This is a genomic window from Streptomyces sp. NPDC037389, from assembly GCF_040636475.1.
Classification (GTDB): domain Bacteria; phylum Actinomycetota; class Actinomycetes; order Streptomycetales; family Streptomycetaceae; genus Streptomyces; species Streptomyces hesseae.
This window is the reverse complement of record NZ_JBEZUS010000093.1, coordinates 1-1,026: the sequence shown is the minus strand read 5'-3', so window position 1 is coordinate 1,026 and position 1,026 is coordinate 1. Positions and strand designations below refer to the sequence as shown.

The window sequence follows — 1,026 nt, the reverse complement described above, 5'->3', positions numbered from 1 at the left end:
GGCGTCGCCGTAGGAGATCCCCCGCCCGGCGAGGTCCCGCACGATCTTCCCGGCGACCTCGCTCACCTCGTCGCGCCGCTCCGCCCAGGCCTGCTGGACGCCCTGGAGCACCTGGCGGAAGGAGGGCATGCCGTGCCGGGGCTCGGGCGGGAAGTAGGTGCCGAAGTAGAACGGCTCGGCGTCCGGGGTGAGGAACACGGTCATGGGCCAGCCGCCCTGCCCGGTGGCCGCCTGCACGGCCTCCATGTAGACGGCGTCGACGTCGGGGCGCTCCTCGCGGTCGACCTTGACGCTCACGAAGTGCGCGTTGAGGTACTCGGCGGTGGGTCCGTCCTCGAAGGACTCGTGCGCCATGACGTGGCACCAGTGGCACGCGCTGTAGCCGACGCTCAGCAGGACCGGGACGTCGCGCCGACGGGCTTCCTCGAACGCCTCGGCCTCCCAGGGCCACCAGTCGACGGGGTTGTCCGCGTGCTGGAGGAGGTACGGGGACGTGGCCTGCGCAAGTCGGTTCGGCATGCCTCCATCCTCGCGCACATCCCCTCCGCCCCGTCCGTGCGCCACAGGGGCGGCGCGGACATCCCGTGGCCCGCCCGCTCGCCCGTGTGCTCCACTCGGCGCACAAGCCTCACGGTGCACGTCCTCGTGGTGGACGCGGACGGAAGGAGACGCATACTCGACGCGCCGGACGACCGTGACGAGTCCGCCGGCTTCGAGAACCGGCGCACACGCGTGTGGAGGTCGCCGGTGGTGCGTTCGCTCGGAGCCGTCCTTCTCCCGGACCTGGCCGAGAGGGACTTGGAGGTGCCGCCCGACCAGGTGCCCGCGCTCCTGAGTGAGTGCCTCCTGCTCCGGGAGAAGCCGGAGGAGGTCGTGGTGAACACGGAACCCGTGCGGTCGGGTGGCGCAGCACCGGTCCGCGAGCGACGACCGTCTGAGCACCCTCGTGGAGGTCGCCGGACGCGCGCAGGCGCCGGGCGGCGGAGTCGTCATCTGGTGACGTTGCGCGGGGCTTGCGTCCTTCGG

2 protein-coding genes are annotated in these 1,026 nt (G+C 72.1%); one reads left to right on the top strand and one right to left on the bottom strand.

Annotated elements, in window-relative coordinates; all coding sequences use genetic code 11:
* The coding region (locus AB0E98_RS33985; protein WP_361710381.1) for a thioredoxin domain-containing protein at nucleotides 1-519 on the bottom strand (519 nt) is incomplete at its 3' end.
* Nucleotides 520-633: 114 nt separating this feature from the next.
* On the opposite strand from AB0E98_RS33985, the gene AB0E98_RS33980 reads away from it, so the two are divergent.
* Nucleotides 634-1,026, top strand: a 393-nt coding sequence (locus AB0E98_RS33980) for a hypothetical protein (RefSeq protein ID WP_361710378.1), incomplete at its 3' end; no start/stop codon positions are given.